Genomic DNA, 24,274 nt, shown 5'->3' with positions numbered 1-24,274 from the left:
CGGCGGGTAAGGGAAAGAAGAAGGAAGGTCAACGGCGAAAGCTGCCGATTCTAGGGCGTGGCATTTGGCCTGGCCTGGGGGGCATCGCCATCGGGCAGGTGGATCAGTCCGGTGTGGAAATCGTATTCGAACACTTCGCCATAGCGGCCCCATTCGATGACCGTGCGCAGCACCTGTTCGGCCTGGGCCTCGTCCAGGCTTTCGTGCAGCAGGCGCAAGAACGGCTTTTCCGGCAGCTCGCCCGCAGGGTCTTGCTCCAGGCTGTGCCGCATGTGGGCCGCCAGCGGAACATGCGCGAGCAGCTGCTGGCCGAACAGGGTCTGCCGCACGGTGTTGGGCGCCTGCACGTAGCGCTGGCCCAGCGCGGTCAGGTGCAGGTCGCCGTCGGCCAGCTGCGCAAACCCCAGCAGAGCGAGCGCCTGGGCCAGAACCAGCAGTTCGTCGTCGGCCAGTTCCGCGTCTTCGGCCATGCGCGGCAGGTCGGCCCGGCCGTCGAAAGGCGCCTCGGACAGCCGCTCGAGCAGCCCCTCCATCCGACCGACGTCGGCGGCCGGCAACTGGTCGGCCAGGGGCCTGCGAGACGGCTCGGCGGCCGGGCGGCCCGTGCCCGGCTGGCGCGCCGTCATGAGCCCGTAGACCTCGTCGATGAGGGCCCGCACCTCGGGGCTGTCGGGGTGGCGCGGGCGAGGCAGCTGGATTGCCAGCTCGGCCCGCACGCGGCCCGGGTTGCTGGCGAAAATCAGCACCCGGTCGGCCATGAGCACGGCCTCCTCGATGTTGTGCGACACGATGAGCATGGCGCGCGTGGGCATGCTGCCACTGCCCCACAGCTCCAGAATGTCGTCGCGCAGCCGTTCGCCCGTCAGTACATCGAGGGCCGAGAAGGCCTCGTCCATCAGCAGCACTTCGGGCTCCACCACCAGGGCGCGCGCAATGCCCACGCGCTGGCGCATGCCGCCCGACAGCTCGCGCGGCAACGCGCCCTCGAACCCGGACAGCCCGATCAGCTCGATGGCGGCGGCGGCCCGCCGTGATCGTTCAGCGGGGGCCACCCCCCGGGCTTCCAGGCCCAGCTCCACGTTCTGCTGCACCGTGAGCCACGGAAAGAGCGCGAACGACTGGAACACCATGGCGATGCCGCGCGCCGGGCCGTACAGCGGCTGGCCCCGGTAGCGAACATCGCCGGCATCCACCGGAACCAGGCCCGCCAGGATGCGCAGCAGCGTGGACTTGCCCGACCCCGACTGCCCGAGCAGCGCGACGATCTCGCCCTCCTGCAGCACGAGATCGACCCCCTCCAGCACCGAACGCGCGGTGCCGTCGCTGGAGCGAAAAGACTTGCCCACCTGGGCCAGCTCGGCGATGGGGGACATGGGAGAGGTTTCCATGGGTTCGGTTCCAGGCGTCAGGAGTGCATGCGGTTTTCGGCCATCGCGTAGAGGCGCCGCCACACGAAATGGTTCATGCCCATGACAAAGACACACATCACGCCGATGCCCAGCGCGATGCGGGGAAAGTCGCCGATCGCCGTCATGTGGGCGATGTAGCTGCCCAGGCCATCGGCCTGCAGCGTGGTGTCGCCCCAGGTCACGTATTCGGCCACGATGCTCGCGTTCCACGAGCCGCCGCTGGCCGTGATCGCACCGGTGACGAAGCTGGGAAACACCGCCGGCAGCAGATAGCGCTTCCAGCGCAGCCAGCCCGACAGCCCCAGGTTCTGTGCGGCATAACGCAACTCCGACGGCACGCTGGAAGCCCCGGCGATCACGTTGAAGAGCAGATACCACTGCGTGCCCAGCACCATCAGCGGCGCCAGCCAGAGGTTCGGATCGAGGTGCCAGCGCACGATCAGCACCACGGCCAGCGGGAACATCAGGTTCGCCGGAAAGGCCGCCAGAAACTGCGCCACGGCCTGCAGCCGGCCTGCCCAGCGCGGATTCATGCCGATCCAGACGCCCACCGGCACCCAGACCACCGCCGCCAGCAGGATCAGCACGACCACGCGCACCAGCGTGTACGTGCCGAGCACGAAGACATGGCCCACCTCGTGCCAGCCCACCTCGCTGTGGATGAAGCGCACGAGCCAGATCACCGCCAGCATCACCGCTGCGGCCAGCAAGGCATCGCCTGCGCGCGTCAGGGCGGGATGGGGCACGGAGGGGCGTGCACGGATCGAGGTGCCATCGTGGCGCCGACGCAGCCGCGTGAGCGACCACTCCAGCGGCACCACGAACAGCGCCACCACCCGCTTGAGCTGCGACGTGCGGCGCATCCAGGACAGCAGCCAGGAGGTCGGCTGGGCTTCGCTGCCACCCTCCTCGAACCGGAACTTGTCGGCCCAGGCGATCAGCGGGCGAAAGAACAGCTGGTCGTACAGCACGATGCCCACCAGCATGCCCACGATCGCCCAGCCGATCGCGCCCAGGTCGCGCGCTTCGATGGCCAGGGCGATGTACGAGCCCACGCCCGGCAGCTTGATGTCCTGGTGCGATACCGAGATCGCCTCCGACGCCACCACGAAGAACCAGCCGCCGGACATGGACATCATCATGTTCCACAGCAGCCCTGGCATGGCGAAGGGCAGCTCCAGCCGCCAGAAGCGCTGCCAGCCCGACAGCTGGAACACCGCAGCGGCTTCGCGCAGCTCGGCCGGCACCGTGCGCATGGACTGGTACAGGCTGAAAGCCATGTTCCAGGCCTGCGAGGTGAAGATGGCGAAGATCGCCGCGCACTCGACGCCGAAGAGGTTGCCCGGGAACAGCGCGATGAACCCCGTCACCGTGATCGACAGGAAGCCCAGGATCGGAATGGACTGCAGGATGTCCAAGAGCGGCACCATCACCCGCTCCGCCGTGCGGTACTTGGCCGCCAGCGCCGCGAAGAGGCAGGCAAACACCAGCGATGCGCCCAGCGCGATGAACATGCGCAGCGTGGTGCGCAGCAGGTAATACGGCAGCATCCACGGATCGAGCGACAGCGGCAGCACGTCGCCCACCTGGTAGGGCCGTGCCATCTGCGAGCCGCCCCAGGCCAGCGCGAAAAGCACGGCCAGCACCAGGGGTAGCAGGGCCCAATCCCATCGGTTGCCGGTGGCCTGAACCACCTGCCGCGGGAAAAACCGCTTGTCGATCATCCTTGCGCCCTTCTCCCTGTGACGCGAAACAGCCTAGCAGCGGCCCGTGACAAGCCGAAGACGAAGCCACCACTATTGCGGCCCGCCGCACCCCATCCCTGCGCGCCCGAGGCACGGGTATCCCGCCCTGCGATCAGGGCGGTGCCGCATGGTCAGTCCAGGCGGCCGTGGCAGCTCTTGTACTTCTTGCCGCTGCCGCAAGGGCATGGGTCGTTGCGGCCGACACGGGGCACTTCGCCCGCGAGCGCACCAGCCTCCATGGCGCCCATGGCCGCCTCGGATCGGACCTCCACCTCACCGGTTTCGGTGGGGGCGGTGTAGGTCACGTTGGCGATCTTCTCGGCACGGCTCTCCAGGGCCTCGGCAGCCTCGTCCAGCTGGGCAGGCGACTGCACCTGCACGGTCATCAGGATCTTGGTGACTTCGTTCTTGACCTGATCGATGAGTTGGCGGAACAGCTCGAACGCCTCGCGCTTGTATTCCTGCTTGGGCTGTTTTTGCGCGTAGCCGCGCAGGTGGATGCCCTGGCGCAGGTAATCGAGGGCCGCCAGGTGGTCGCGCCAGTTGGAGTCGAAGCTCTGCAGCAGCACCGCGCGTTCGAACTGGTTGAAATTCTCCTGGCCCACCAGCTCCAGCTTGGCCTGGAAGGCGGCCTTGCCTGCGGTGAGCACCTTTTCCAGGATCTCGTCGTCGGTGATGGCGTGCGCGCTGTCCACTTCCTGCTTCAGCGGCAACTGGATCTGCCAGTCCTCGGCCAGCGACTTTTCGAGCGCCTGCAGGTCCCACTGCTCCTCGACCGATTCGGCCGGCACGTACTGGCGCACCAGATCGGTCAGGCAGTCTTCCTGCATGTTGGCGATCAGGCCGGACAGGTCGGTCGCGTCCAGGATCTCGTTGCGCTGCTGGTAGATCACCTTGCGCTGGTCGTTGGAAACGTCGTCGTATTCCAGCAGTTGCTTGCGAACATCGAAGTTGCGCGCCTCGACCTTGCGCTGCGCCGACTCGATGCTGCGCGTGACGATGCCCGCCTCGATGGCCTCGCCATCGGGCATCTTGAGGCGGTCCATGATCGCCTTCACGCGGTCGCCGGCGAAGATGCGCATCAGCGAATCGTCCAGGCTCAGGTAGAACCGCGAAGAGCCAGGGTCGCCCTGGCGGCCCGAGCGGCCACGCAACTGGTTGTCGATGCGGCGGGACTCGTGGCGCTCGGTCGCAATGATGCGCAGGCCACCCAGTTCCTTGATCTTCTCGTGGTCGCGCATCCACTGCGCGCGCACCTCGGCCACGCGGCTTTCCTTGGTCGCCTCGTCGAGCGACTCGTCGCTCTCGATGGCGGCCAGCGCCTTTTCGATGTTGCCGCCCAGCACGATGTCGGTGCCGCGGCCCGCCATGTTGGTTGCGATCGTGATCATGCCGGCACGGCCGGCCTGGGCCACGATGTCGGCCTCGCGGGCATGCTGCTTGGCGTTCAGCACCTGGTGCGGCAGGTTTTCCTTTTGCAGCAACTGGTCGATGATTTCGGAGTTCTCGATCGACGTGGTGCCCACCAGCACGGGCTGGCCGCGCTCATGGCACTCGCGGATGTCCTTGATCGCCGCCTCGTACTTTTCGCGCGTGGTCTTGTACACGCGGTCCAGCTGGTCGTTGCGCTTGCTCGGGCGGTTCGGAGGAATCACCACGGTTTCCAGGCCGTAGATTTCCTGGAATTCATAGGCCTCGGTGTCGGCCGTTCCAGTCATGCCCGCCAGCTTCTTGTACAGGCGGAAATAGTTCTGGAACGTGATGGATGCCAGCGTCTGGTTCTCGGCCTGGATGCCCACGCCTTCCTTGGCCTCGACGGCCTGGTGCAGGCCTTCGCTCCAGCGGCGGCCCGACATGAGGCGGCCGGTGAACTCGTCCACGATGACGATCTCGCCTTCCTGCACCACATAGTGCTGGTCGCGGTGGTAGAGGTGGTTGGCCCGCAGCGCCGCATACAGGTGGTGCATGAGCGTGATGTTGGCCGGGTCGTAGAGCGATGCGCCTTCGGCGATCAAGCCGCGGCTGGCCAGCACGCGCTCTGCGGTTTCGTGGCCCTGCTCGGTGAGGAACACCTGGTGCGTCTTTTCGTCGAGCGTGAAATCGCCCGGCTTGGTGACGCCCTCGCCGGTGCGCGGATCGGCCTCGCCCTCTTGGCGCACCAGCAGCGGCACCACCTCGTTCATGGCGATGTACATCGCCGTGTGGTCTTCGGCCTGGCCGCTGATGATGAGCGGCGTGCGCGCCTCGTCGATCAGGATCGAGTCCACCTCATCGACGATGGCGAAGTTCAGCCCGCGCTGCACCCGGTCGCGCGACTCGTACACCATGTTGTCGCGCAGGTAGTCGAAGCCGTACTCGTTGTTGGTGCCGTAGGTGATGTCGGCCTGGTAGGCGGCCTGCTTTTCCTCGCGCGGCGCCTGCGGCAGGTTGATGCCGACGGTCAGGCCCAGGAAGTTGTACAGGCGCCCCATCCACTGGGCATCGCGATTGGCGAGGTAGTCGTTGACCGTCACCACGTGCACACCGTCGCCGGACAGCGCATTCAGGTAGACCGGCAGCGTGGCGGTGAGCGTCTTGCCTTCGCCGGTTCGCATTTCCGAAATCTTGCCGTAATGCAGCGCCATGCCGCCCAGCAACTGCACGTCGAAGTGGCGCATTTTCATGATGCGCTTGGAGCCTTCGCGCACCACGGCGAAAGCCTCTGGCAGCAGGTCGTCCAGCGATTCGCCTTTGGAGACGCGTTCCTTGAACTCGGCGGTCTTGGCGCGCAGCGCCTCGTCACTCAGCTTTTCGTAGTCAGGCTCCATCGCATTGATGCGGGCCACCGTCTTGCGGTATTGCTTGAGGAGCCGGTCATTGCGGCTGCCGAATAATTTGGTGAGGAAATTGGTGGCCATGCGAGCAGGACCGCGCCGCGTGCCCGAAGGCGTACGGCGCGACCAGAATCCCTAAAGAAGAAGTGAGTTCAGGTGGGGCTGCGTTCTCGGGTTGCAAGTTGCGCAACCCGGGTCGGCAGGTCCGGACCGCGGATTTTACCTGCGCGGGGTGACGGGCTGGCCATCGGCCTTTTGGGGCGGTCCGGCACTGGCCACGCGGGTGGAGGGGGCCTGGGCTCCGGCCATCAGGAATTTTTGCGGATCCTGCGGAACGCCCTGCACCAGCACCTCGAAATGCAGGTGGGGGCCGGTGGAGCGGCCCGTCGTGCCGACCTCGGCGATCTTCTGGCCGCGGCGCACGAGGTCGCCGCGCTTGACCATCGTTTTGGAGGCATGCGCATACCGGGTGACCAGCTGATTGCCGTGGTCCACCTCGATCATGTTGCCGTAGGCGGGGTGGTACTCCTGCGCGACCACCACGCCCCCGGCTGCCGCGAGGATGGGCGTGCCCGTGTCCGCCTGGAAGTCCAATCCCGTGTGCAGGGCGGAGTGGCCCGTGATGGGGTCGATGCGCCAGCCGAATGCCGAGCCGGGGAGCTTGCCCAGCACCGGCGCCTGCGTCGGCACCATGTGCTTTCGGATGTGCTGGTCGAACAGCCGCGATTCCACCACCGTCATCAGATCCACCCGGCGGTCCGTGAGCTGGGCCAGGTCGTCCAGCGTGCGCTCCAGTTCCTGCATGTCCATGGGGTGACCCGACACCAGCGCACCGCCCTGCCCCGGCGGCCGCGACAGTTCCGACGCCGGCATGCCCGCCAGCCCCAGCACCCGCTCGCCCAGCGATTCCAGCTGCATGACGCGCGCCTGCATCTCGCCGACCTTGCGCGCCATGGCGTCGAGGTTGGCGCGCATGAAGCGGTCGCGCTCTTCCATTTCGTCCTTGGCCACCAGCTTGACCAGCGACCCGACGATGGGCCAGCCTTCGCGCGCGCCCTTGAGAAAGACCCAGTGGTAGAGCATGGCTGCGACCAGCATGATGGTAAAAGAGACCAGCAAGCCCGCCGCCATGAGCCGTGTCCCTGTCAGGTGTATGGCCCGGCTTCGCGCCAGCCGGGCGTCCGTGATAATCAAGTGCACTACATTTCTCCGCGCCGCGCGGCGCATTGCCATGAACCGCCGTCACCAAGCCGTCACCCTGCTTCAAGCCACGGAGGAATCCCCCACATTGGCCAAGCTGGCGGCACTGACACGCGAATCCACGGAGCGGCTCAAGGCCATCGAGCCATTGATCCCCCCCACTTTGCGGCCCGCCATTCAGGCAGGGCCGATCGAAGGCCCGACATGGTGCCTGCTGGTGCGCAGCAACGCAGCGGCGGCCAAGGTGCGTCAGTTGCTGCCTGCCTTGCAGGCGCATTTGCGCACTCGGGGGTGGGAGGTTAACTCCATTCGCCTCAAAATCCAAACCTGAAGCCCGCAAGGGAAGGCATGGCAAAGGGGAGACGGAAAAGAGGGAAAGATGGTGCCGATTGTCGGAATCGAACTGACGACCTACCGCTTACAAGGCGGGTGCTCTACCAACTGAGCTAAATCGGCGAAGGCTGCATTCTAGCCGCGCGAAATGCGCCGCAGCCGCACGGCAACGCTATTTGACGCGCTTGAGCGAGGGCCGGCCACCGGCGCCCGGCGACGTCGGCCGGGGCGGCGCACCACCGTCGTCCGGAGGCGAATCGGTGGACACCAGTTGCACCACGCGATCATCCGAGCCCGTCGAAGGCTCGGACTCCGCGGGCGCGGAGGTGGCCGTGCTGAGGACCGAGGAAGACAGCACGCCCCCTTCGCTCGGCTCCAGCACGTCCACCGGCGGCGGAAAGGCCATGCCCTGGCCATTCTCGCGCGCGTAGATGGCGATCACACGGCCCACAGGGACCATGATGTCACGTGGCTTGCCGCCGAAGCGCGCCTTGAACTCGATGAAATCGTTGCCCAGCTGCAGCGCACTGGTCGCGTCGTAGCTGATGTTGAGCACGATCTCGCCATCCTTCACATACTCGCGCGGCACCTGCACCGAGTCGTCCACCCGCACGGCAACGTAGGGCGTGAGCCCGTTGTCGGTGCACCACTCATACAAGGCCCGGATGAGATAGGGGCGAGTGGAGGTGGAATCCTGGGCGTTCATCATGGTGGCGTGCGGGAAGGAAGGATTGCGCAATCACTTGCGCATGACTTTTTCGGAAGGCGTCAGCGCTTCGATGTACGCAGGACGCGAGAAGATGCGCTCAGCATACTTGAGCAGCGGCGCGGCGTTCTTGCTCAGGTCGATGCCGTAGTAATCCAGGCGCCAGAGCAGCGGCGCGATGGCCACGTCCAGCATCGAGAAATTCTCGCCCAGCATGTACTTGTTCTTGAGGAACACGGGCGCCAGTTGCGTGAGGCGGTCGCGGATGTGGGCGCGGGCTTTTTCCAGCGCCTTCTCGTTGCCCTTGGTGGCACGCGATTCGAGGATGTTCACGTGAACGAACAGTTCCTTCTCGAAGTTCAGCAGGAACAGGCGCACGCGGGCGCGGTCCACCGGGTCGCCGGGCATCAATTGCGGATGCGGGAAGCGCTCGTCGATGTATTCGTTGATGATGTTCGATTCGTACAGGATCAGGTCGCGCTCGACCAGGATCGGCACCTGTCCGTAGGGGTTCATCACGCTGATGTCTTCGGGCTTGTTGTACAGGTCCACATCGCGGATCTCGAAGTCCATTCCCTTCTCGAACAGAACGAAACGGCAGCGATGGGAGAAGGGACAGGTCGTACCCGAATAAAGCACCATCATGGTGAGAGGCTCCTAAAAATCAAAAAGAGTGGGCGCAGGATGCGTCCACTCTGAAAACCTGGGCAGCGCCAGGTCTGGCGACGCAGGCGGTTGGTGCGGTTACTTGATGTCTTTCCAGAAAGCTGCGTTGAGCCTCCAGGCAATCACCGTGAACACACCGAGGAAAATCAAAACCCAGACGCCGACGCGCAACCGGGTATTTTGCGCTGGCTCGCCCATCCATTGCAGGTAATTGACGAGATCACCCACGGCCTGGTCGTATTGGAGGGGGCTCATTGTGCCCGGACTCACCTGCGTCCAGCCCTTGAAGACTTCCGTCTTGTGGCCATGGCTCTCCTGCTGTTCGAACACGGGGCGCCGGTCGCCCTGCAATTGCCAGAGCACGTGAGGCATGCCGACACTCGGGAAGGCGAGATTATTCCATCCCGTGGCCTTGGTCTCGTCGCGGTAGAAAGTGCGCAGGAAGGTATAGAGGTAATCCGCCCCCGTTCCGCCATGGCCGGCGCGAGAACGGGCGATCACCGTGAGGTCGGGCGGATTGGCGCCGAACCAGTCCTTGGCCTGGCGCGGATCGATGGTGGACTTCATGGTCTCGCCCACCTTTTCGGTGGTGAACAGCAGGTTGTCCTTGATCTGCTGGTCGGTGAGGCCGATGTCCTTCAGGCGGTTGAACCGCATGAACGCGGCCGAGTGGCAACTCAGGCAGTAGTTGACGAAGAGCTTGGCACCGTTTTGCAGCGAGGCCGTGTCGTTGGTCTGGACCGGGGCCTTGTCCCAGGCGATGCCGCCTTCGGCGGCCTGCGCGCCCGTGGCGATGCCCAGGGCCGCGATCAGCGTGAGGATGATTTTTTTCATGGGATGGGTCTCCTGCCTGCTCAATGCGCCTTGAAGATCACGCGGTCCGGCACGGGCTTGGGCTCGCCGAGCCGGCTCCACCAGGGCATGAGCAGGAAGAAACCGAAATAGAACAGCGTGCCGACCTGCGAGACACGCTCGCCCAGCGGCGACGGTGGCTGCACGCCCAGATAGGCCAGCGCGACGAAGTTGATCACGAAGATGCCGTACAGGTACTTGTGCCAGCCCGGACGGTAGCGGATCGACTTGACCGGGCTCATGTCCAGCCAGGGCAGGAAGAACAGGATGATGACGGCGCCGCCCATCACGACCACGCCCCAGAACTTGGCGTCGATCGACAGCATGAGGGCGATGGCCGCTGCCGCGATGGCCACGATCGCCACCTTAATGAAGACCGGCAGGCGGCCCTTGACCACGCCGAAGCCGGCCGCCAGCACCACGCACGCGATGAGGGCGTACATCATCTCGCTGGTGATGGCGCGCAGCATGGAATAGAACGGCGTGAAGTACCAGACGGGCGCGATGTGGGCGGGCGTCTTGAGCGGATCGGCCGGGATGAAGTTGTTGTACTCGAGGAAGTAGCCACCGAACTCGGGCGCGAAGAACACCACGGCCGAGAAGATGAACAGGAACACGCAGACCCCGAAGATGTCATGCACCGTGTAGTAGGGGTGGAACGGGATGCCGTCCAGCGGATGGCCCTTGTCGTCGCGGGGGGCATTGGGGCCCTTGATCTCCACGCCGTCGGGGTTGTTGGAGCCCACGTCGTGCAGCGCCAGCAGATGCGCCACCACCAGGCCCAGCAGCACCAGCGGCACGGCGATCACGTGGAAGCTGAAGAAGCGGTTCAGCGTGGCATCGCCCACCACGTAGTCGCCGCGGATCAGCAGCGCGAGGTCAGGGCCGATGAAGGGGATGGCCGCGAACAGGTTCACGATCACCTGAGCGCCCCAGTACGACATCTGGCCCCAGGGCAGCAGGTAGCCCATGAAGGCCTCGGCCATCAGCGCCAGGAAGATGGCGCAGCCGAAGATCCAGACCAGTTCGCGCGGCTTGCGGTACGAGCCGTAGAGCAGCCCGCGGAACATGTGCAGGTACACCACCACGAAGAACGCCGAGGCGCCCGTGGAGTGCATGTAGCGGATGAGCCAGCCCCACGGCACGTCGCGCATGATGTACTCGACCGACTCGAAGGCCTTCGACGCGTCGGGCTTGTAGTGCATCACCAGGAAGATGCCGGTGACGATCTGGATCACCAGCACCAGCAGGGCCAGCGAGCCGAAGATGTACCAGAAGTTGAAGTTCTTCGGCGCGTAGTACTCCGACATGTGGACGCGGTAGGCGTCGAACGCGGTCGGGAACCGGTTCTCGAACCAGTTGGTGACTTTGGCGCCGGTGGAGGCGTTGGGGGAGATGTCCTTGAATTCGTGGGCCATGTCGTGTTCCCTCATGCCTTCTTGTCTTCACCGATCAGGAGCTTGGTCTCCGACAGGTACATGTGGGGAGGCACTTCCAGGTTGTCCGGCGCCGGCTTGTTCTTGAACACGCGGCCGGCCATGTCGAACGTGGAGCCGTGGCAGGGGCACAGGAAGCCGCCCTTCCAGTCGTCGGGCAGCGAGGGCTGCGCACCGGGCACGAATTTGTCCGAAGGCGAGCAGCCCAGGTGGGTGCAGATGCCCACGGCCACGAGGATTTCAGGCTTGATGGAACGCGCTTCGTTGCGGGCGTATTCGGGGGTGAGTTCGCTCGGCTTGCGCTCCGATTTCGGGTCGGCCAGCTGCGCATCCAGCGAGGGCAGCGCGGCGAGCTGGTCGGGCGTGCGCTTGATGATCCACACGGGCTTGCCGCGCCATTCGACCGTGATTTTCTCGCCCGGCTTGAGATCGGAAATATCGACTTCGACCGCGGCGCCTGCCGCCTTGGCCTTCTCGGAAGGCTGGAACGTGCTCACGAACGGTACGGCGGTTGCTACGCCGCCCACGGCACCAGCGCAGCCAGAGGCGATGAGCCACGTCCGCTTGCTGGAGTCGATAGGAGTTTCACTCATGGGTGTCCTCGTTGTACTTCGCTGGGTGGGGCAATCGCGGAATTGTAGCGGAGTGAAAATGGGTATTCCTAGGCGTTAACACCCCTAAACCTGCGCAATACTGCGAGGGTTTTCAGCTATATCAAGGAGGGGCGAAATGAGCATCGCAAAGGAATTCAAAGAGTTCGCGATCAAAGGTAATGTGGTAGACCTTGCGGTCGGCGTGATCATCGGCGGCGCCTTCGGCAAGATCGTCGATTCGGTGGTCGGCGACCTGATCATGCCGGTGGTGGGGCTGGTCTTCGGCCGGCTGGATTTCTCCAACCTGTTCGTGGTGCTGGGCACCGTGCCGCCCGGCGTGCCGCAGACGCTGGACGCGCTCAAGAAGGCCGGCGTTCCGGTGCTGGCCTACGGCAACTTCATCACCGTGGCGGTCAACTTCCTGATCCTGGCTTTCATCATCTTCATGATGGTCAAGCAGATCAACCGCCTCAAGCGCCAGGCGCCGGCACCCGCGCCGGCCCCGGTGGCGACGCCGGAAGACATCGTGCTGCTGCGCGAGATCCGCGACAGCCTCAAGCGCTGAAAGCCAGGGCGCGCGGCGCGCCCGGAGCACCCGGCGCGGGCGGCCTCCCGGCCGCTCAAGCGGCCGAGGCCAGCCGCCGCGCCATGCGCACGGCCTCGATCAGGCTGGAGGCATCCGCGATGCCCTGTCCGGCGATGTCGAACGCCGTGCCGTGATCGGGGCTGGTGCGCACCAGCGGCAGGCCGAGCGTCACGTTCACGCCCTTGTCCACGCCCAGGTACTTGACCGGGATCAGCCCCTGGTCGTGGTACATCGCCAGCACGACATCGAACTCGCCCGCGCGCTGCGGCGTGTGGCGTGCCCGCATGAAGATGGTGTCGGGGGCGTAGGGGCCGTGCGCGTCCACGCCCAGGCGGCGCGCGGCCTCGACGGCCGGGGCGATCACTTCCAACTCTTCACGGCCGAACAGGCCGCCCTCGCCCGCGTGCGGATTGAGCCCAGCCACGCCGATGCGCGGCGCGCGGCCCAGGCTGCGCGAGAGCGCTTCGTGGGTGATGCGCAGCGAGTCCAGCACGTTCTCGCGCGTGACGGCCGCGATCGCATCGCGCAGCGAGACGTGGATGCTCACCAGCACGGTGCGCAGCTCGTCGCTCGCCAGCATCATGCGCACGGGCATATCGGCCAGCGGCACGCCGGCATGGCGCGCAGCCTCGGCTTGCAGCAGTTCCGTGTGGCCGGGAAAATCCACGCCCGCGGCGCTCAGCGCCTCCTTGTGCAGCGGCGCGGTGACCAGGGCGGCGATCTCGCCGCGCAGGGCGGCCCGCGCGGCCCAGACCACGCAGTCGGCCGCGGCCCGGCCGGCCTGAGCGCTCACCTGCCCGAAGGGCACCGGCCCCGGCAATCCCGGCAGGGGCCACACCGGCAGGCAGCGCGGCGGCACGCCAGCCACGTCGGCGGGCACCTGCATGATGGCCACGGGCAGCGACGGCTCGCCGGGCCGCTGGATGCACTGGGCGGCCCGGCGCAGCGTGGCCAGATCGCCCACGGCGAAGCAGCCGCGCAGGTCGTCCGGCGCATCGCGGAACGCCTTGGCCACGATTTCAGGGCCGATGCCGGCCGGATCGCCCTGGGTGATGGCCAGGGGCGGCAGGGCGAGGGAAGAGTCAGATGAAGGCATGAATCGGGCTCTAGCGCATATATTTCTAGGGCATGCCGCTATTAATTCAATAGCATCCAAAAACCACGGACGGCCCAGGGCTCACGCCAGCACGCCCGAGGTCAGCCGCACCACGCGGTCGCAGCGCGCGGCGAGCGACTCGTCGTGGGTGACCATCACGAACGCCGTGCCTTTGTCGCGCGCGAGCTGCAGCATCAGTTGGAACACCCCGTCGGCGGTGGCCCGGTCCAGGTTGCCAGTCGGCTCGTCGGCCAGCACGCAGGCGGGCCGGGTGACCAGGGCCCGCGCGATCGCCACGCGCTGGCGCTCGCCGCCGGACAGCTCGGCCGGCCGGTGCTGCACCCGGCCGCCCAGCCCCACGGCGGTGAGCATCTCGACCGCCTGCGCCACGCAGTCGGCATACGGCATGCGGCGGATGCGCAGCGGCATGGCCACGTTGTCCTGCGCGCTGAACTCCGGCAGCAGGTGGTGGAACTGGTAGATGAACCCGAGGTGCTGGTTGCGCAGTTGCCCCTGGCGGTCGGCCGAGAGCGTGTCGAAGGCCTTGCCCTGCAGCTGCACGCTGCCGGCGGTGGGCGCATCCAGCCCGCCCAACAGGTGCAGCAGCGTGCTCTTGCCGGAGCCCGAAGCGCCGACGATGGCGAGCGTCTCGCCGGCATGCACGTCCAGGTCCACCCCTTGCAGCACGGTGACGTCCAGGCGGCCTTCGGTGAAGCGCTTGGTCAGGCCCCGGGCCTGCAGGACCACCGGCCCGCGGGCGGCGGGATCGGCATGGGGCGCGGCGGCGCCGGGCGTGGACAGGTCATTCATAGCGCAGGGCCTCCGCGGGGTTCACGCGGCTCGCGCGCCAGCTGGGATAGAGCGTGGCCACGAAGGCCAGCACCAGGGAAATGATGCCGATGGGCACGATGTCGCTGCTTTGCGGCTCGCTCGGCATCTTGCTGATGAGGTAGATGTCCTTGGGCAGGAAGCTCGCGTTCAGCGCGTGCTCGATGGCCGGCACGATCACGTCGATGTTCACCGCGATCCCCAGGCCCAGCAGCAGGCCGGCCAGCGTGCCGATGACGCCCACCATCGCGCCCTGCACCACGAAGATGCCCATGATGCTGCCCGGGCTCGCGCCCAGGGTGCGCAGGATGGCGATGTCCGCGCGCTTGTCGGTCACGGTCATCACCAGCGTGGACACGAGGTTGAACGCCGCCACCGCCACGATGAGCGTGAGGATGATGAACATCATGCGTTTTTCCAGCTGCACGGCGGCGAACCAGGTGCGGTTCTGCTGCGTCCAGTCGCGGATCAGCAGGTCGCCGGTGAGCGAGTGCGCCAGCTCCTGCGCCACCTGGGGCGCGCGGTGCAGGTCCTTGAGCTTGAGGCGGATGCCGGTCGGCCCCTCCAGGCGGAAGATGCGCTCGGCGTCCTCGTGGTGCAGCAGCACCAGCGCCGAGTCGTATTCGTAATGCCCCGAGTTGAACGTGCCCGCCACCGTCATCTGCTTGAGGCGGGGCACCACGCCCGCGGGCGTCACCTGCCCGCCCGGCGCGATCAGCGTGACCGCGTCGCCCAGGCGCACGCCCAGGGCGCGGGCCAGTTCGCTGCCCAGCACCACGCGGAACTCGCCCGGCACCAGGGCCTTGAGGGCGTCGACGTTGGCGGCGGCCAGGTCGGTCACATCGCCTTCGCGCAGCGGGTCGATGCCGCGCACCAGCGTGCCCTTCATGTCCTCGCCGCGCGCCAGAAGCGCCTGCGCGGAGACGAACGGCGCCGCGCCCACGACCTCGGGGTTGGCCCGCGCCTGGGCCAGCGTGCGCGGCATGTCGGGCAGCGCCGCGCCGTGGGGGGCGAAGATCTCGATGTGCGAGACCACGCTCAGCATGCGGTCGCGCACCTCCTTCTGAAAACCGTTCATCACGCTGAGCACGATGATGAGCGCCGCCACGCCGAGCGCGATGCCCAGCATGGAGACGCCCGAGATGAACGAGATGAAGCCGTTGCGCCGCGTGGCGCGCCCGGCCCGGGTGTAGCGCCAGCCCAGGGCCAGCTCGTAGGGAATTTGCATGGGTGTGATGGAAGGCCCGCCGCCGCTCTGGAAATGTCGGCCACCGGGCGGCGCCGATTGTGGCATCCCGGACAATACGCCCATGTCGGACACCCCCCATTTGCTCATTCCGTTCGCGGCCAGCCCCTCGGACGGATGCCAGCAGGCCTTGCAGGACCTCGCCCTGCCCCACCTCGACCGGCTGCTCGCCCGCCTGCCGGCCCCCGCCACCGACCCCGGAGACGAGACCGATTTCATCCCCCCCCACGAGCGCGCCCTGGCCCGCCACCTGGGTTTGCCGGCCACCCGCCGCCAGGCGCCCTGGGCCGCCTGGCACCAGCGCCAGACCGGAGTCACTGGCGCCGATGGCGACGGCGGCACGGCCTGGGCCTTCGTCACGCCCTGCGAATGGCGCGTGACCACCGAGCACGTCACCGTCGGCGATCCGGCCGCGCTGCGCCTGGACGAAGCCGCATCGCGCGCGCTGCTGGCCATCGTGGCGCCCTGGTTCGCCGAGGACGGCATCGTGCTCGCCTATGAGCAGCCCACGCGCTGGCTGGCGCGCGGCGCCGTGTTCGAAGGGCTCGCCACCGCCTCGCTGGACCGCGTGATCCAGCGCGACGTGCGCGCCTGGATGCCCGATGCGCTGCAGGCCCGCCTGCTGCACCGCCTGCAAAGCGAGATGCAGATGCTGCTCTACACCCATGCCTTCAACGACGCGCGTGCGGCGCAGGGCCTGGGGCCGGTCAACTCCTTCTGGGTGCATGGCACCGGGTCGCCGCCGCCCGCCGCCCCGGGCGCGGCACCGGCGGCCCCGCCGCCCGAAATGCCCACCGCCCTGCGCGATGCCGCCCTGGCCGAGGACTGGCGCACCTGGCGCGCCGCCTGGCAGGCGCTGGACAGCGGCCCGGTCGCCCGGCTGGCCGACCGCGTGGCGACCGGCGGCGCGGCGCGGCTCACGCTGTGCGGCGAGCGCAGCGCGCTCACCTGGCAGACGGGGCCGCGCGGATTCGTGCAAAGGATTCAAAGCCTTTTCCGGCCCCAGCGCATGAAAGACTACGGCACATTGCTATGAAAATAGTAGCAAGAGACATTCCGCCGCGCGCCGCCTGGGCGCTCGAGCAGGCCGGCGTGCACCCGCTGCTGGCACGGCTGTACGCCGCCCGCGGCGTGTGCGGCAAGGACGAGCTCGACGACGGCCTGGCGCGGCTGCTGCCTCCCGACACGCTGCGCGGCACGCGCGAGGCCGCCGTGCTGCTGGCCGACGCCATCGCGCAGGACCGCCGCCTCATCGTGGTGGCCGACTACGACTGCGACGGCGCCACCGCCTGCGCCGTGGCCGTGCGCGGCCTGCGCCTGCTGGGCGCGCGGCAGGTGGACTACCTGGTGCCCGACCGCGTGGCGGACGGCTACGGCCTCACCCCCAGCATCGCGCGCCGCGTGCACGAGCGCGGCGCCGACATGCTCATCACCGTGGACAACGGCATCGCCAGCGTGGACGGCGTGGCCGAGGCCAAGGCGCTGGGCCTGCAGGTGCTCGTCACCGACCACCACCTGCCCGGCCCCGCGCTGCCGCTGGCCGATGCCATGGTCAACCCCAACCAGCCCGGCTGCGCCTTCGAGAGCAAATCCATCGCCGGCGTGGGCGTCATGTTCTACGTGCTGATGGCGCTGCGCGCCGAGCTGCGCGAACGCGGCGTGTTCGACAAGGCCAGCCAACCCAAGCTGGAGCCGCTGCTGCCGCTCGTCGCGCTGGGCACCGTGGCCGACGTGGTGCGCCTCGACAGCAACAACCGCCGCCTGGTGGCGCAGGGCCTGCGCCGCATCCGCGCGGGCGCCATGCCGGCGGGCATCGCCGCGCTGTTCGACGCCGCGGGCCGCAAGGCGCCCGTGGCGACCACCTTCGACTTCGGCTTCGCCCTGGGGCCGCGCATCAACGCCGCGGGGCGCCTGGCGGACATGACGCTGGGCATCGAATGCCTGCTGACGGACGACCCCGGCCGCGCCGCCGAACTCGCCCGCACGCTCGATGCCATCAACCGCGAGCGCCGCGAGATCGAGGGCGGCATGCGCGAGCAGGCGCTGCTCATGGCTGAGAGCCTGTTCGAGGAAGGCACCGAGCCCCCGCCGGCCATCAGCGTGTTCGACCCCGACTTCCACGAAGGCGTGGTGGGCATCGTCGCCTCGCGCATCAAGGACAAGCTGCACCGCCCGACCTTCGTCTTCGCCGCCAGCGCCGCGCCGGGCAAGGGGCACGAACTCAAGGGCTCGGGGCGGTCCATTCCAGGCTTTCACCTGCGCGATGCGCTCGACCTCGTGGCCAAGCGCCACCCGGGCACGCTGCTCAAGTTCGGCGGCCATGCCATGGCGGCCGGCTGCACGGTGGCCGAGGAACACTTCGCCACCTTCGAGCGCGCCTTCGCCCTGGTCGCGCAGGAGTGGCTGGACGCCGCAACGCTCACCCGCCGGCTCGACACCGACGGCCCCCTGGCCCCCGAATACTGCCGCGCGGACATGGTGGACACCCTGCACCGCGAGGTCTGGGGCCAGGGCTTCGCGCCGCCCACGTTCAGCGAGGAGGTCGAAGTGCTGTCGCAGCGCCTGGTGGGCGAGAACAAGCACCACCTGTCGCTCAAGCTGCTGCACCAGGGCCAGCCGGTGGACGGCATCTGGTTCGGCCACACCGAGCAACTGCCCTCGCGTGTGCTGCTGGCGTTCCGGCTGGACGTGAACGAGTGGAAGGGCGAGCGTCGGGTGCAGTTTCTGGTGGAAGGCGCGCAGCTTTGAAGGGGCCGCGCCGGGCCATCGTGCGGCCCGGCGGGCCCGGGCGCTGCCGGGGCCCATTCATGGGGAAACAGGCCTCACGCCGGCGGATTGATTGCCTGATTAGCTACTGATTTAATAGCAAACAGCCCCTGCCGCGTTGAGCGCCCAGGTGCCGGGCGCCGGGGCCTGCGCCTGGCTTGGCCCGCTCCCGGCGTCCCGGTTTTTCAGAACGTTTCCCAATCATCCTCGGAGCCGGACGCCGACCGCGCCGCGGCCGGGCGCGGCGTTGCGGCGGCGCTGGCGGCGCGGGGCGCGGCTGCGGGTGCTGCGGCGGGTGCCTTGGCCGAAGGCGCCCGGGGCGCGGCCGCCGCAGCGGGTTTGGCAGGTTTGGCGGGCGCCGCCGCGCCAGCGCGGGGAACCGGCGCGGCGAGCGCTGCCGGAGCAGCGGCTGCCGGGACGCGTGCCGGCGCTGCGGCCGAGCGGTTCAGCGCCACGGCAGGCGCCGGGCGCGGCGCGGCAGGCCGCGCGGGGGCCGGGATCGGCGCCCTCGCCACGGCCACCGCCCCCACGTTGAACACCGACACCACCTGCGACAGCCGCTGCGCCTGGTCGCGCATCGCCGTGGCAGCGGCGCTGGACTGCTCCACCAGCGCGGCGTTCTGCTGGGTCATCTGGTCCAGATTGCTCACGGCCTGGTTGACCTGGGCGATGCCGTCGCGCTGCTCGGTGGACGACGCGGTGATCTCGCCGATCAGGTCGGACACGCGCTGCACGCTGCCGACGATCTCCTCCATGGTCTGGCCGGCCTGCGCCACCTGCTGCGAGCCCGATTCCACGTTGCGCACGGAGGTATCGATCAGCAGCTTGATCTCCTTGGCCGCCTCGGCCGAACGCTGCGCCAGGCTGCGCACCTCCGACGCCACCACCGCGAAGCCCCGGCCCTGCTCGCCGGCCCGGGCAGCCTCCACGGCAGCGTTCAGCGCCAGGATGTTGGTCTGGAAGGCGATGCCGTCGATCACGCCGATGATGTCGCTGATCTTGCGCGAGCTGTCGGTGATCTGCTGCATGCTGGTCACCACCTGGCCTACCACCTCGCCGCCCCGCCCGGCCACCTGCGCCGCCGTGGACGCGAGCTGGTTGGCCTGGCGCGCGGTGTCGGCGGACTGGGTGACGGTGGCGGTCAACTCTTCCATGCTGGCCGCCGTCTCCTCGAGGTTGGCGGCGGTCTGTTCGGTGCGGGCGGACAGGTCCTGGTTGCCGGTGGCGATCTCGGTGGAGGCGGAGGACACCGACTCCACGCCCGAGCGCACCTCGGCCACCACGCCGCGCAGGCGCGCCGCCATGGCGGACAGCGAGCGCAGCAGGTGGCCCAGCTCATCCTTGCGCGCGTCCTGCACGTCGACGGTCAGGTCGCCCTCGGCGATGGCGTCGGCCAGGCCCACGGCGCGGTCCAGCGGCTGGGTGATCGAGTGCACCGTGAGGTACGCCAGGAACACGCCCAGCAACACCACCAGGGCAGCAATCGCCGCGCCGATCCAGTGGGCCTTCTCCCGCTGGCGCTGGCCCTCGGCCTTGGCCGCTTCGCGCTGGCCCTGCTGCTGCTCGACGAAGGTCTCCTGGGTCTGGATGTACTTGGTGACGGCGGGCAGCAACGTGTCGTCCACGAGCTTGCGGGTGGCGTCGATGTCCACACGGCCTTCCTGCGCCTGGGCCGTGATCTTGAGCACGGCGGCCCGCTCGGCGGAGACGCGTTCGAGCTGGGCCTTGTCTTCGGGCGTCACGGCCTGCGCGATGATCTTCTTCTGGATCTCGGTGATGGCGGCGATGTCGTTCTTGACCAGCGCCTTCATGCGGGTGCTCAGCACCTCGTCGGTGGTCACCGCGCTCACCACCACGCGCTCCACGGCCAGCTGCGTCATGCCCTTCCAGCGCAAGGCCAGCGAGATGCGGTCTTCGTTGGCCTGGACCACGGCGGTGGTTTCGGCATCCACGCGGGCCGTGTAGTTCACGAGGGCATAGACCAGCAGCAGCATGCTGCCCATGAGGCCGAGGATGATGAGCCACAGCTTGCGGCCAACGGAAAGGTTCTGGAAGTTCATCGGGAGGTGGGAGCGAAGGTGAAGAAGCGCAAAAAGCACACGGCAGTGGATGCAACGCATGGCGCGTTTCCGGCGTGCACTTTTGCTTACATTTTGCGGGTTAGCGGCGATGGGCGTCAGGGGGGTTTTCCATACTTGGCGCCAGATTGCGACACACGGGAGGGCCGGCGGCCTAGAATCGATCCGTGTCCATCCTTCTCAACGCCGACCTGCATTGCCATTCCGTGGTTTCCGACGGCACGCTCACGCCCGAGGAACTGGCCGCCCGGGCGCACGCCAACGGCGTGCAGCTGTGGGCCCTGACGGACCACGACGAGATCGGCGGCCAGCACCGCGCCATGGCCGCCGCCGCATTGCACGGCCTGCCCTACCTCACCGGCGTGGAGATCTCGGTCACCTTCGCCGATACCACCGTGCACATCGTCGGCCTGGGGTTCGATCCGGACGACCGGCAGCTCGGCCAGGGCCTGGCCGCCACCCGCGGCGGGCGCGGCGAGCGCGCGATGGAAATGTCCCGCCAACTGGCCCAGGTGGGCATCCGCGGTGCCTACGAGGGCGCGCTGCGCTACGTGGGCAACCCGGAACTCATCTCCCGCACCCATTTCGCGCGCTTTCTGGTGGAAACCGGCGTGTGCCGCGACACCTCCGAGGTGTTCCGCAAATACCTCACCGAAGGCAAGCCCGGCTACGTGCCGCACCGCTGGGCCGCGCTCGGCGATGCGGTGCGCTGGATCTGCGAGGCCGGCGGCATGGCCGTCATCGCCCATCCGGCCCGCTACAAATTCAGCGCAAATGCCGAGTACGCGCTTTTCACCGAATTCATCCAGCATGGCGGCCGGGGGGTGGAGGTGGTGACCGGCAGCCATTCCGTGCCCGAATACGGGGTGTATGCCGCCATGGCCACCGAATTCAAGCTCGCCGCATCGCGCGGCAGCGACTTCCACAGCCCGGACGAATCGCACACCGACCTGGGCGCCCTGCCCTCGCTGCCCGGCGCATTGACCCCCGTGTGGGACCTGCTGGCAGACCGCATCCACACCGCCGCCTGAGGACCTTCCCTTGGCCCAGTATTTCGAAGTCCACCCCGACAACCCGCAGCCCCGGCTGCTCAAGCAGGGCGCCGCGCTGCTCAAGCAAGGCGCGGTGCTGGCCGTGCCCACCGACTCCAGCTACGCCCTGGTGTGCCAGCTGGACGACAAGGCGGCCGTGGACCGCCTGCGCCGCATCCGGCAGGTGGACGAAAAGCACCACCTCACCCTGCTGTGCCGCGACCTGTCGGAGCTGGCAAACTACGCCCGCGTGGACAACCGGCAGTACCGCCTGCTCAAGCTGGCGACGCCCGGGCCCTACACCTTCATCCTGGACGCCACCAAGGAAGTGCCCCGCCGCGTGAGCCATCCGCAGCGCAAGACCATCGGCCTGCGCGTGCCGGACCGCAAGGGCCTGCAACTGCTGCTGGAACTGCACGGCGCACCGCTTCTGGCCACCACCTTCATCGCGCCGGGCGAAACCCTGCCGTTGAACGACCCACGCGAGATCCGCGAGCGCTACGAGCACCAGATCGACGCCGTCGTCGATGCGGGCGCCTGCCCGCTGGAGCCCACCACCGTGGTGGACCTGACCGACATGTACGACGGCGGCGAACCGCGGGTGGTGCGCGAGGGCCGCGGCAGCCTGCAGGCGCTGGGCCTCTGATGGATGCGGCGCTGAGGCCGCACTGAGACGCGTGTCAACGCGCCGCCGCTGCCCTCAGCCCGGCAGGCGCAGCGCGTACGGGCCGTGATGGCCGGGCGAGCCCAGGGCGGGCGTGTCGTCATCGTCCAGCTTGAACGCGCCCACGGCACGCTGCAGGTCGTTCGCGCGTTCCGACAGCACCGACGCGGCCCGCGCCGCAGCCTCCACCATCGCCGCGTTCTGCTGCGTGGCGCCATCCATGTGCGCGACCGCCTGGTTCACATGGGCGATGCCGTCGCTCTGCTCGTGCAGGGCGTGCGAAATCTCACCCAGCAGGGCAGTGACCTGCCCCACGTCGTGCACGATCTCCTGCATCGTCTTGCCCGCCTGGCCGACCAGGCCGGTGCCGTTCTGCACCTGCTGCACGGATTCCTGGATCAGCGTGCGGATCTCGCGCGCCGCCACGGCGCTGCGCTGGGCCAGGCTGCGCACCTCCGACGCCACCACCGCGAAGCCCCGGCCCTGCTCGCCCGCGCGGGCGGCTTCCACGGCGGCGTTGAGCGCCAGGATGTTGGTCTGGAAGGCGATGCCCTCGATCACCTGGATGATGTCCACGATCTTGTGCGAGCTGCCGCTGATGGCCTGCATGGTCTGCACCACCTCGCCCACCACCGCGCCGCCGCGCTCGGCCGTGGCGGAGGCGGCCACGGCCAGCCCGCTGGCGGAGCGCGCCCGGTCGGCGTTCTGGCGCACGGTGGAGGTGAGCTGCGCCATGCTCGCGGCCGTCTCGGTCAGTGAGGACACCTGCTCCTGCGTGCGGCGCGACAGATCGGAATTGCCCGAATCGATGTCGCCCGCGCACAGCGTGATCGCATCGGTGGACTGCTTGATGCGCGAGACCAGCTCGGTCAAGGTGTCTTCCATCGTGCCCAGCGCCCCGAGCAGTCGCCCGAAATCGCCCTGCAGGTCGGAGCTGAACTCCTTGCTCAGGTCGCCCGCCGCCACGGTTTCGGCGATGACGATGGCCTGGGCCAGGGGGCTCACGATGCCCTGGCGCAGCAGCAGGAACGCGGCAATGGCCACCGCGAACACCAGCCCGCCCAGCACCAGCAGCCACACCCGCACGTCGTCCAGCTGCCCTTGCGCCGCTTGAACGGCCTGCACCAGCGGCATTCGCTGCGCGTCGGCCAGGCCGCCCGCCAGTTGCAACGCCGCGCGATGCGACGCCTGCGCCCGCCCGATGTCGGTGAGCCCCACGACCACCAGCAGCGCCATCAGCGCCGCGAGCGCCCCGAACGCCAGCACCAGCCGCGTACCAATCTTCAGCCTGTCCAAGCCCATGATCGACTGTCTCCTATGCCTGTTGTATATCGTTATCGCAGGCAGCGACCGGCGCCCGGCAGTGTGCACAGGCTACGTTTTGCAACATGCCGTGCCATGCTATCAATGATCGCGCCGGGCGCCCTCCGTAGTTGCGCTTATGCCGCAGGAAAGGCCCCATGCCGGCGTCTGAGACAATCGCCCGGTGGACTTCTCCAACCTCATCCAAACCGTTCTCATCTACGCACTGCCGGTGCTCTTCGCGATCACGGTGCACGAAGCCGCCCACGGCTACGCCGCGCGCCACTTCGGCGACCAGACCGCGTTCATGATGGGCCGCATCACGCTCAACCCGCTCAAGCACATCGACCCGGTCGGCACCATCCTCATGCCGCTGCTGCTGTACTTCGCCACGTCGGGGGCATTTCTCTTCGGCTACGCCAAGCCGGTGCCGGTGAATTTCGGCAACCTGCGCAACCCCAAGCGCGACATGATCTGGGTCGCGCTGGCGGGGCCGGCCTCCAATTTCTTCCAGGCCATCCTGTGGGCGGTGTTCCTCATCGCGCTGGTCGGCTTCGGCGTGCAGGAGCGCTTTTTCCTGGAGATGGCGCGCGCCGGCATGCTGGTCAACCTGGTCATGTGGGCCTTCAACCTGTTTCCGCTGCCGCCGCTGGACGGCGGGCGCATCCTGGTCGGCCTGCTGCCCTGGAAGCAGGCGCAAATGGTGTCGCGCATCGAGCCCTACGGCTTCTTCATCGTGCTGGCCCTGGTCGTGGCCGGCGTGGTGGGGGCGGTCTGGCTGCGCCCGCTCATGTCGCTGGGCTACTCGGCCATCAACCTGCTGCTGACGCCCCTGATGGCGATGCTGCGCTGATCGGCACCTGCACCTGAAGGTCGCGGTGCCGACAGGCCCGCGGCTGCGGTTCTCTTGTCCTTTGTTTTTCT

General features: G+C 67.9%; 21 protein-coding genes and 1 tRNA gene. 7 read left to right on the top strand and 15 right to left on the bottom strand.

Annotated elements, in window-relative coordinates; genetic code table 11:
- Positions 1 to 50: 50 nt before the first annotated feature.
- The 4 genes from AVAK2825_RS02110 to AVAK2825_RS02095 form a co-directional block, all read right to left on the bottom strand.
- On the bottom strand, positions 51 to 1,373 hold the full coding sequence (locus tag AVAK2825_RS02110) for an ABC transporter ATP-binding protein (RefSeq protein ID WP_284393709.1): 1,323 nt from the start codon (positions 1,371 to 1,373) through the stop codon (positions 51 to 53).
- 32 nt (positions 1,374 to 1,405) lie between these two features.
- A complete protein-coding gene (locus AVAK2825_RS02105; RefSeq protein ID WP_284393708.1) occupies positions 1,406 to 3,133 on the bottom strand; it encodes an ABC transporter permease in 1,728 nt (575 codons plus the stop codon).
- Between the two features lie 152 nt (positions 3,134 to 3,285).
- Complete coding sequence (gene secA / locus AVAK2825_RS02100) at positions 3,286 to 6,051, bottom strand: preprotein translocase subunit SecA (RefSeq protein ID WP_284393707.1); 2,766 nt, start codon at positions 6,049 to 6,051, stop codon at positions 3,286 to 3,288.
- Between the two features lie 135 nt (positions 6,052 to 6,186).
- Positions 6,187 to 7,194 carry a M23 family metallopeptidase gene (locus tag AVAK2825_RS02095; RefSeq protein WP_272569826.1) on the bottom strand — a complete coding sequence of 336 codons (1,008 nt, stop codon included), beginning with the start codon at positions 7,192 to 7,194 and terminating at the stop codon, positions 6,187 to 6,189.
- A 4-nt stretch (positions 7,195 to 7,198) separates the two neighbouring features.
- Between AVAK2825_RS02095 and AVAK2825_RS02090 the strand changes: the two genes are divergently transcribed.
- Positions 7,199 to 7,498 (top strand): hypothetical protein, encoded by a 300-nt coding sequence (locus AVAK2825_RS02090; protein WP_272565530.1) that lies wholly within the window; start codon positions 7,199 to 7,201, stop codon positions 7,496 to 7,498.
- A 49-nt stretch (positions 7,499 to 7,547) separates the two neighbouring features.
- Here the strand turns inward: AVAK2825_RS02090 and AVAK2825_RS02085 are convergent.
- The 6 genes from AVAK2825_RS02085 to petA all read right to left on the bottom strand — a co-directional run bounded on the left by AVAK2825_RS02085 (position 7,548) and on the right by petA (position 11,753).
- A tRNA-Thr gene (locus AVAK2825_RS02085) sits at positions 7,548 to 7,623 on the bottom strand.
- A gap of 49 nt (positions 7,624 to 7,672) precedes the next feature.
- Positions 7,673 to 8,206: a ClpXP protease specificity-enhancing factor gene (locus AVAK2825_RS02080; protein ID WP_284393917.1), complete on the bottom strand. Its 534-nt coding sequence runs from the start codon at positions 8,204 to 8,206 to the stop codon at positions 7,673 to 7,675.
- A gap of 33 nt (positions 8,207 to 8,239) precedes the next feature.
- Positions 8,240 to 8,851 (bottom strand): glutathione S-transferase N-terminal domain-containing protein, encoded by a 612-nt coding sequence (locus AVAK2825_RS02075; protein ID WP_272565532.1) that lies wholly within the window; start codon positions 8,849 to 8,851, stop codon positions 8,240 to 8,242.
- Positions 8,852 to 8,950: 99 nt separating this feature from the next.
- Entirely contained in the window at positions 8,951 to 9,706 is a 756-nt protein-coding gene (locus AVAK2825_RS02070; RefSeq protein WP_272565533.1) for a cytochrome c1, read from the bottom strand.
- A 20-nt stretch (positions 9,707 to 9,726) separates the two neighbouring features.
- Positions 9,727 to 11,142, bottom strand: a complete 1,416-nt coding sequence (locus AVAK2825_RS02065) for a cytochrome b (RefSeq protein WP_284393705.1) — start codon at positions 11,140 to 11,142, stop codon at positions 9,727 to 9,729.
- 11 nt (positions 11,143 to 11,153) lie between these two features.
- Positions 11,154 to 11,753, bottom strand: coding sequence for a ubiquinol-cytochrome c reductase iron-sulfur subunit (gene petA, locus AVAK2825_RS02060; protein WP_272565535.1), 600 nt, complete (start codon positions 11,751 to 11,753; stop codon positions 11,154 to 11,156).
- 136 nt (positions 11,754 to 11,889) lie between these two features.
- Here petA and mscL point away from each other — a divergent pair, with 136 nt between their 5' ends.
- Positions 11,890 to 12,318: a large conductance mechanosensitive channel protein MscL gene (gene mscL / locus AVAK2825_RS02055; RefSeq protein WP_284393702.1), complete on the top strand. Its 429-nt coding sequence runs from the start codon at positions 11,890 to 11,892 to the stop codon at positions 12,316 to 12,318.
- Positions 12,319 to 12,373: 55 nt separating this feature from the next.
- On the opposite strand, the gene pdxA is transcribed toward mscL, so the two are convergent.
- The 3 genes from pdxA to AVAK2825_RS02040 form a co-directional block, all read right to left on the bottom strand.
- On the bottom strand, positions 12,374 to 13,435 hold the full coding sequence (pdxA, locus tag AVAK2825_RS02050) for a 4-hydroxythreonine-4-phosphate dehydrogenase PdxA (RefSeq protein ID WP_284393700.1): 1,062 nt from the start codon (positions 13,433 to 13,435) through the stop codon (positions 12,374 to 12,376).
- A gap of 81 nt (positions 13,436 to 13,516) precedes the next feature.
- On the bottom strand, positions 13,517 to 14,245 hold the full coding sequence (gene lolD / locus AVAK2825_RS02045; RefSeq protein ID WP_284393698.1) for a lipoprotein-releasing ABC transporter ATP-binding protein LolD: 729 nt from the start codon (positions 14,243 to 14,245) through the stop codon (positions 13,517 to 13,519).
- Positions 14,238 to 15,491 (bottom strand): lipoprotein-releasing ABC transporter permease subunit, encoded by a 1,254-nt coding sequence (locus AVAK2825_RS02040; RefSeq protein ID WP_284393696.1) that lies wholly within the window; start codon positions 15,489 to 15,491, stop codon positions 14,238 to 14,240. Before AVAK2825_RS02040 ends, lolD begins: the two co-directional genes overlap by 8 nt.
- Positions 15,492 to 15,573: 82 nt before the next feature.
- Between AVAK2825_RS02040 and AVAK2825_RS02035 the strand changes: the two genes are divergently transcribed.
- Positions 15,574 to 16,545 (top strand): phosphoglycerate mutase, encoded by a 972-nt coding sequence (locus tag AVAK2825_RS02035; protein WP_284393694.1) that lies wholly within the window; start codon positions 15,574 to 15,576, stop codon positions 16,543 to 16,545.
- Entirely contained in the window at positions 16,542 to 18,257 is a 1,716-nt protein-coding gene (gene recJ / locus AVAK2825_RS02030; protein ID WP_284393692.1) for a single-stranded-DNA-specific exonuclease RecJ, read from the top strand. The genes AVAK2825_RS02035 and recJ overlap by 4 nt, the downstream gene beginning before the upstream one ends.
- 203 nt (positions 18,258 to 18,460) lie before the next feature.
- On the opposite strand, the gene AVAK2825_RS02025 is transcribed toward recJ, so the two are convergent.
- Positions 18,461 to 20,335: a methyl-accepting chemotaxis protein gene (locus AVAK2825_RS02025; protein ID WP_284393690.1), complete on the bottom strand. Its 1,875-nt coding sequence runs from the start codon at positions 20,333 to 20,335 to the stop codon at positions 18,461 to 18,463.
- Positions 20,336 to 20,520: 185 nt separating this feature from the next.
- On the opposite strand from AVAK2825_RS02025, the gene AVAK2825_RS02020 reads away from it, so the two are divergent.
- Both AVAK2825_RS02020 and AVAK2825_RS02015 read left to right on the top strand, forming a co-directional pair.
- On the top strand, positions 20,521 to 21,384 hold the full coding sequence (locus AVAK2825_RS02020; protein ID WP_284393688.1) for a 3',5'-nucleoside bisphosphate phosphatase: 864 nt from the start codon (positions 20,521 to 20,523) through the stop codon (positions 21,382 to 21,384).
- 10 nt (positions 21,385 to 21,394) lie between these two features.
- Positions 21,395 to 22,030: an L-threonylcarbamoyladenylate synthase gene (locus tag AVAK2825_RS02015; RefSeq protein ID WP_272565544.1), complete on the top strand. Its 636-nt coding sequence runs from the start codon at positions 21,395 to 21,397 to the stop codon at positions 22,028 to 22,030.
- 54 nt (positions 22,031 to 22,084) lie between these two features.
- On the opposite strand, the gene AVAK2825_RS02010 is transcribed toward AVAK2825_RS02015, so the two are convergent.
- Positions 22,085 to 23,350 carry a methyl-accepting chemotaxis protein gene (locus AVAK2825_RS02010; protein WP_284393683.1) on the bottom strand — a complete coding sequence of 422 codons (1,266 nt, stop codon included), beginning with the start codon at positions 23,348 to 23,350 and terminating at the stop codon, positions 22,085 to 22,087.
- A 184-nt stretch (positions 23,351 to 23,534) separates the two neighbouring features.
- Here AVAK2825_RS02010 and AVAK2825_RS02005 point away from each other — a divergent pair, with 184 nt between their 5' ends.
- Positions 23,535 to 24,203 (top strand): site-2 protease family protein, encoded by a 669-nt coding sequence (locus AVAK2825_RS02005; RefSeq protein ID WP_272565547.1) that lies wholly within the window; start codon positions 23,535 to 23,537, stop codon positions 24,201 to 24,203.
- Positions 24,204 to 24,274 lie beyond the last annotated feature (71 nt).

The sequence above is a fragment of the Acidovorax sp. SUPP2825 genome, assembly GCF_030158995.1.
Classification (GTDB): Bacteria; Pseudomonadota; Gammaproteobacteria; order Burkholderiales; family Burkholderiaceae_C; genus Paracidovorax.
The sequence above is the reverse complement of the archived record's forward strand: the minus strand, read 5'-3'. Positions and strand labels throughout refer to the sequence as shown.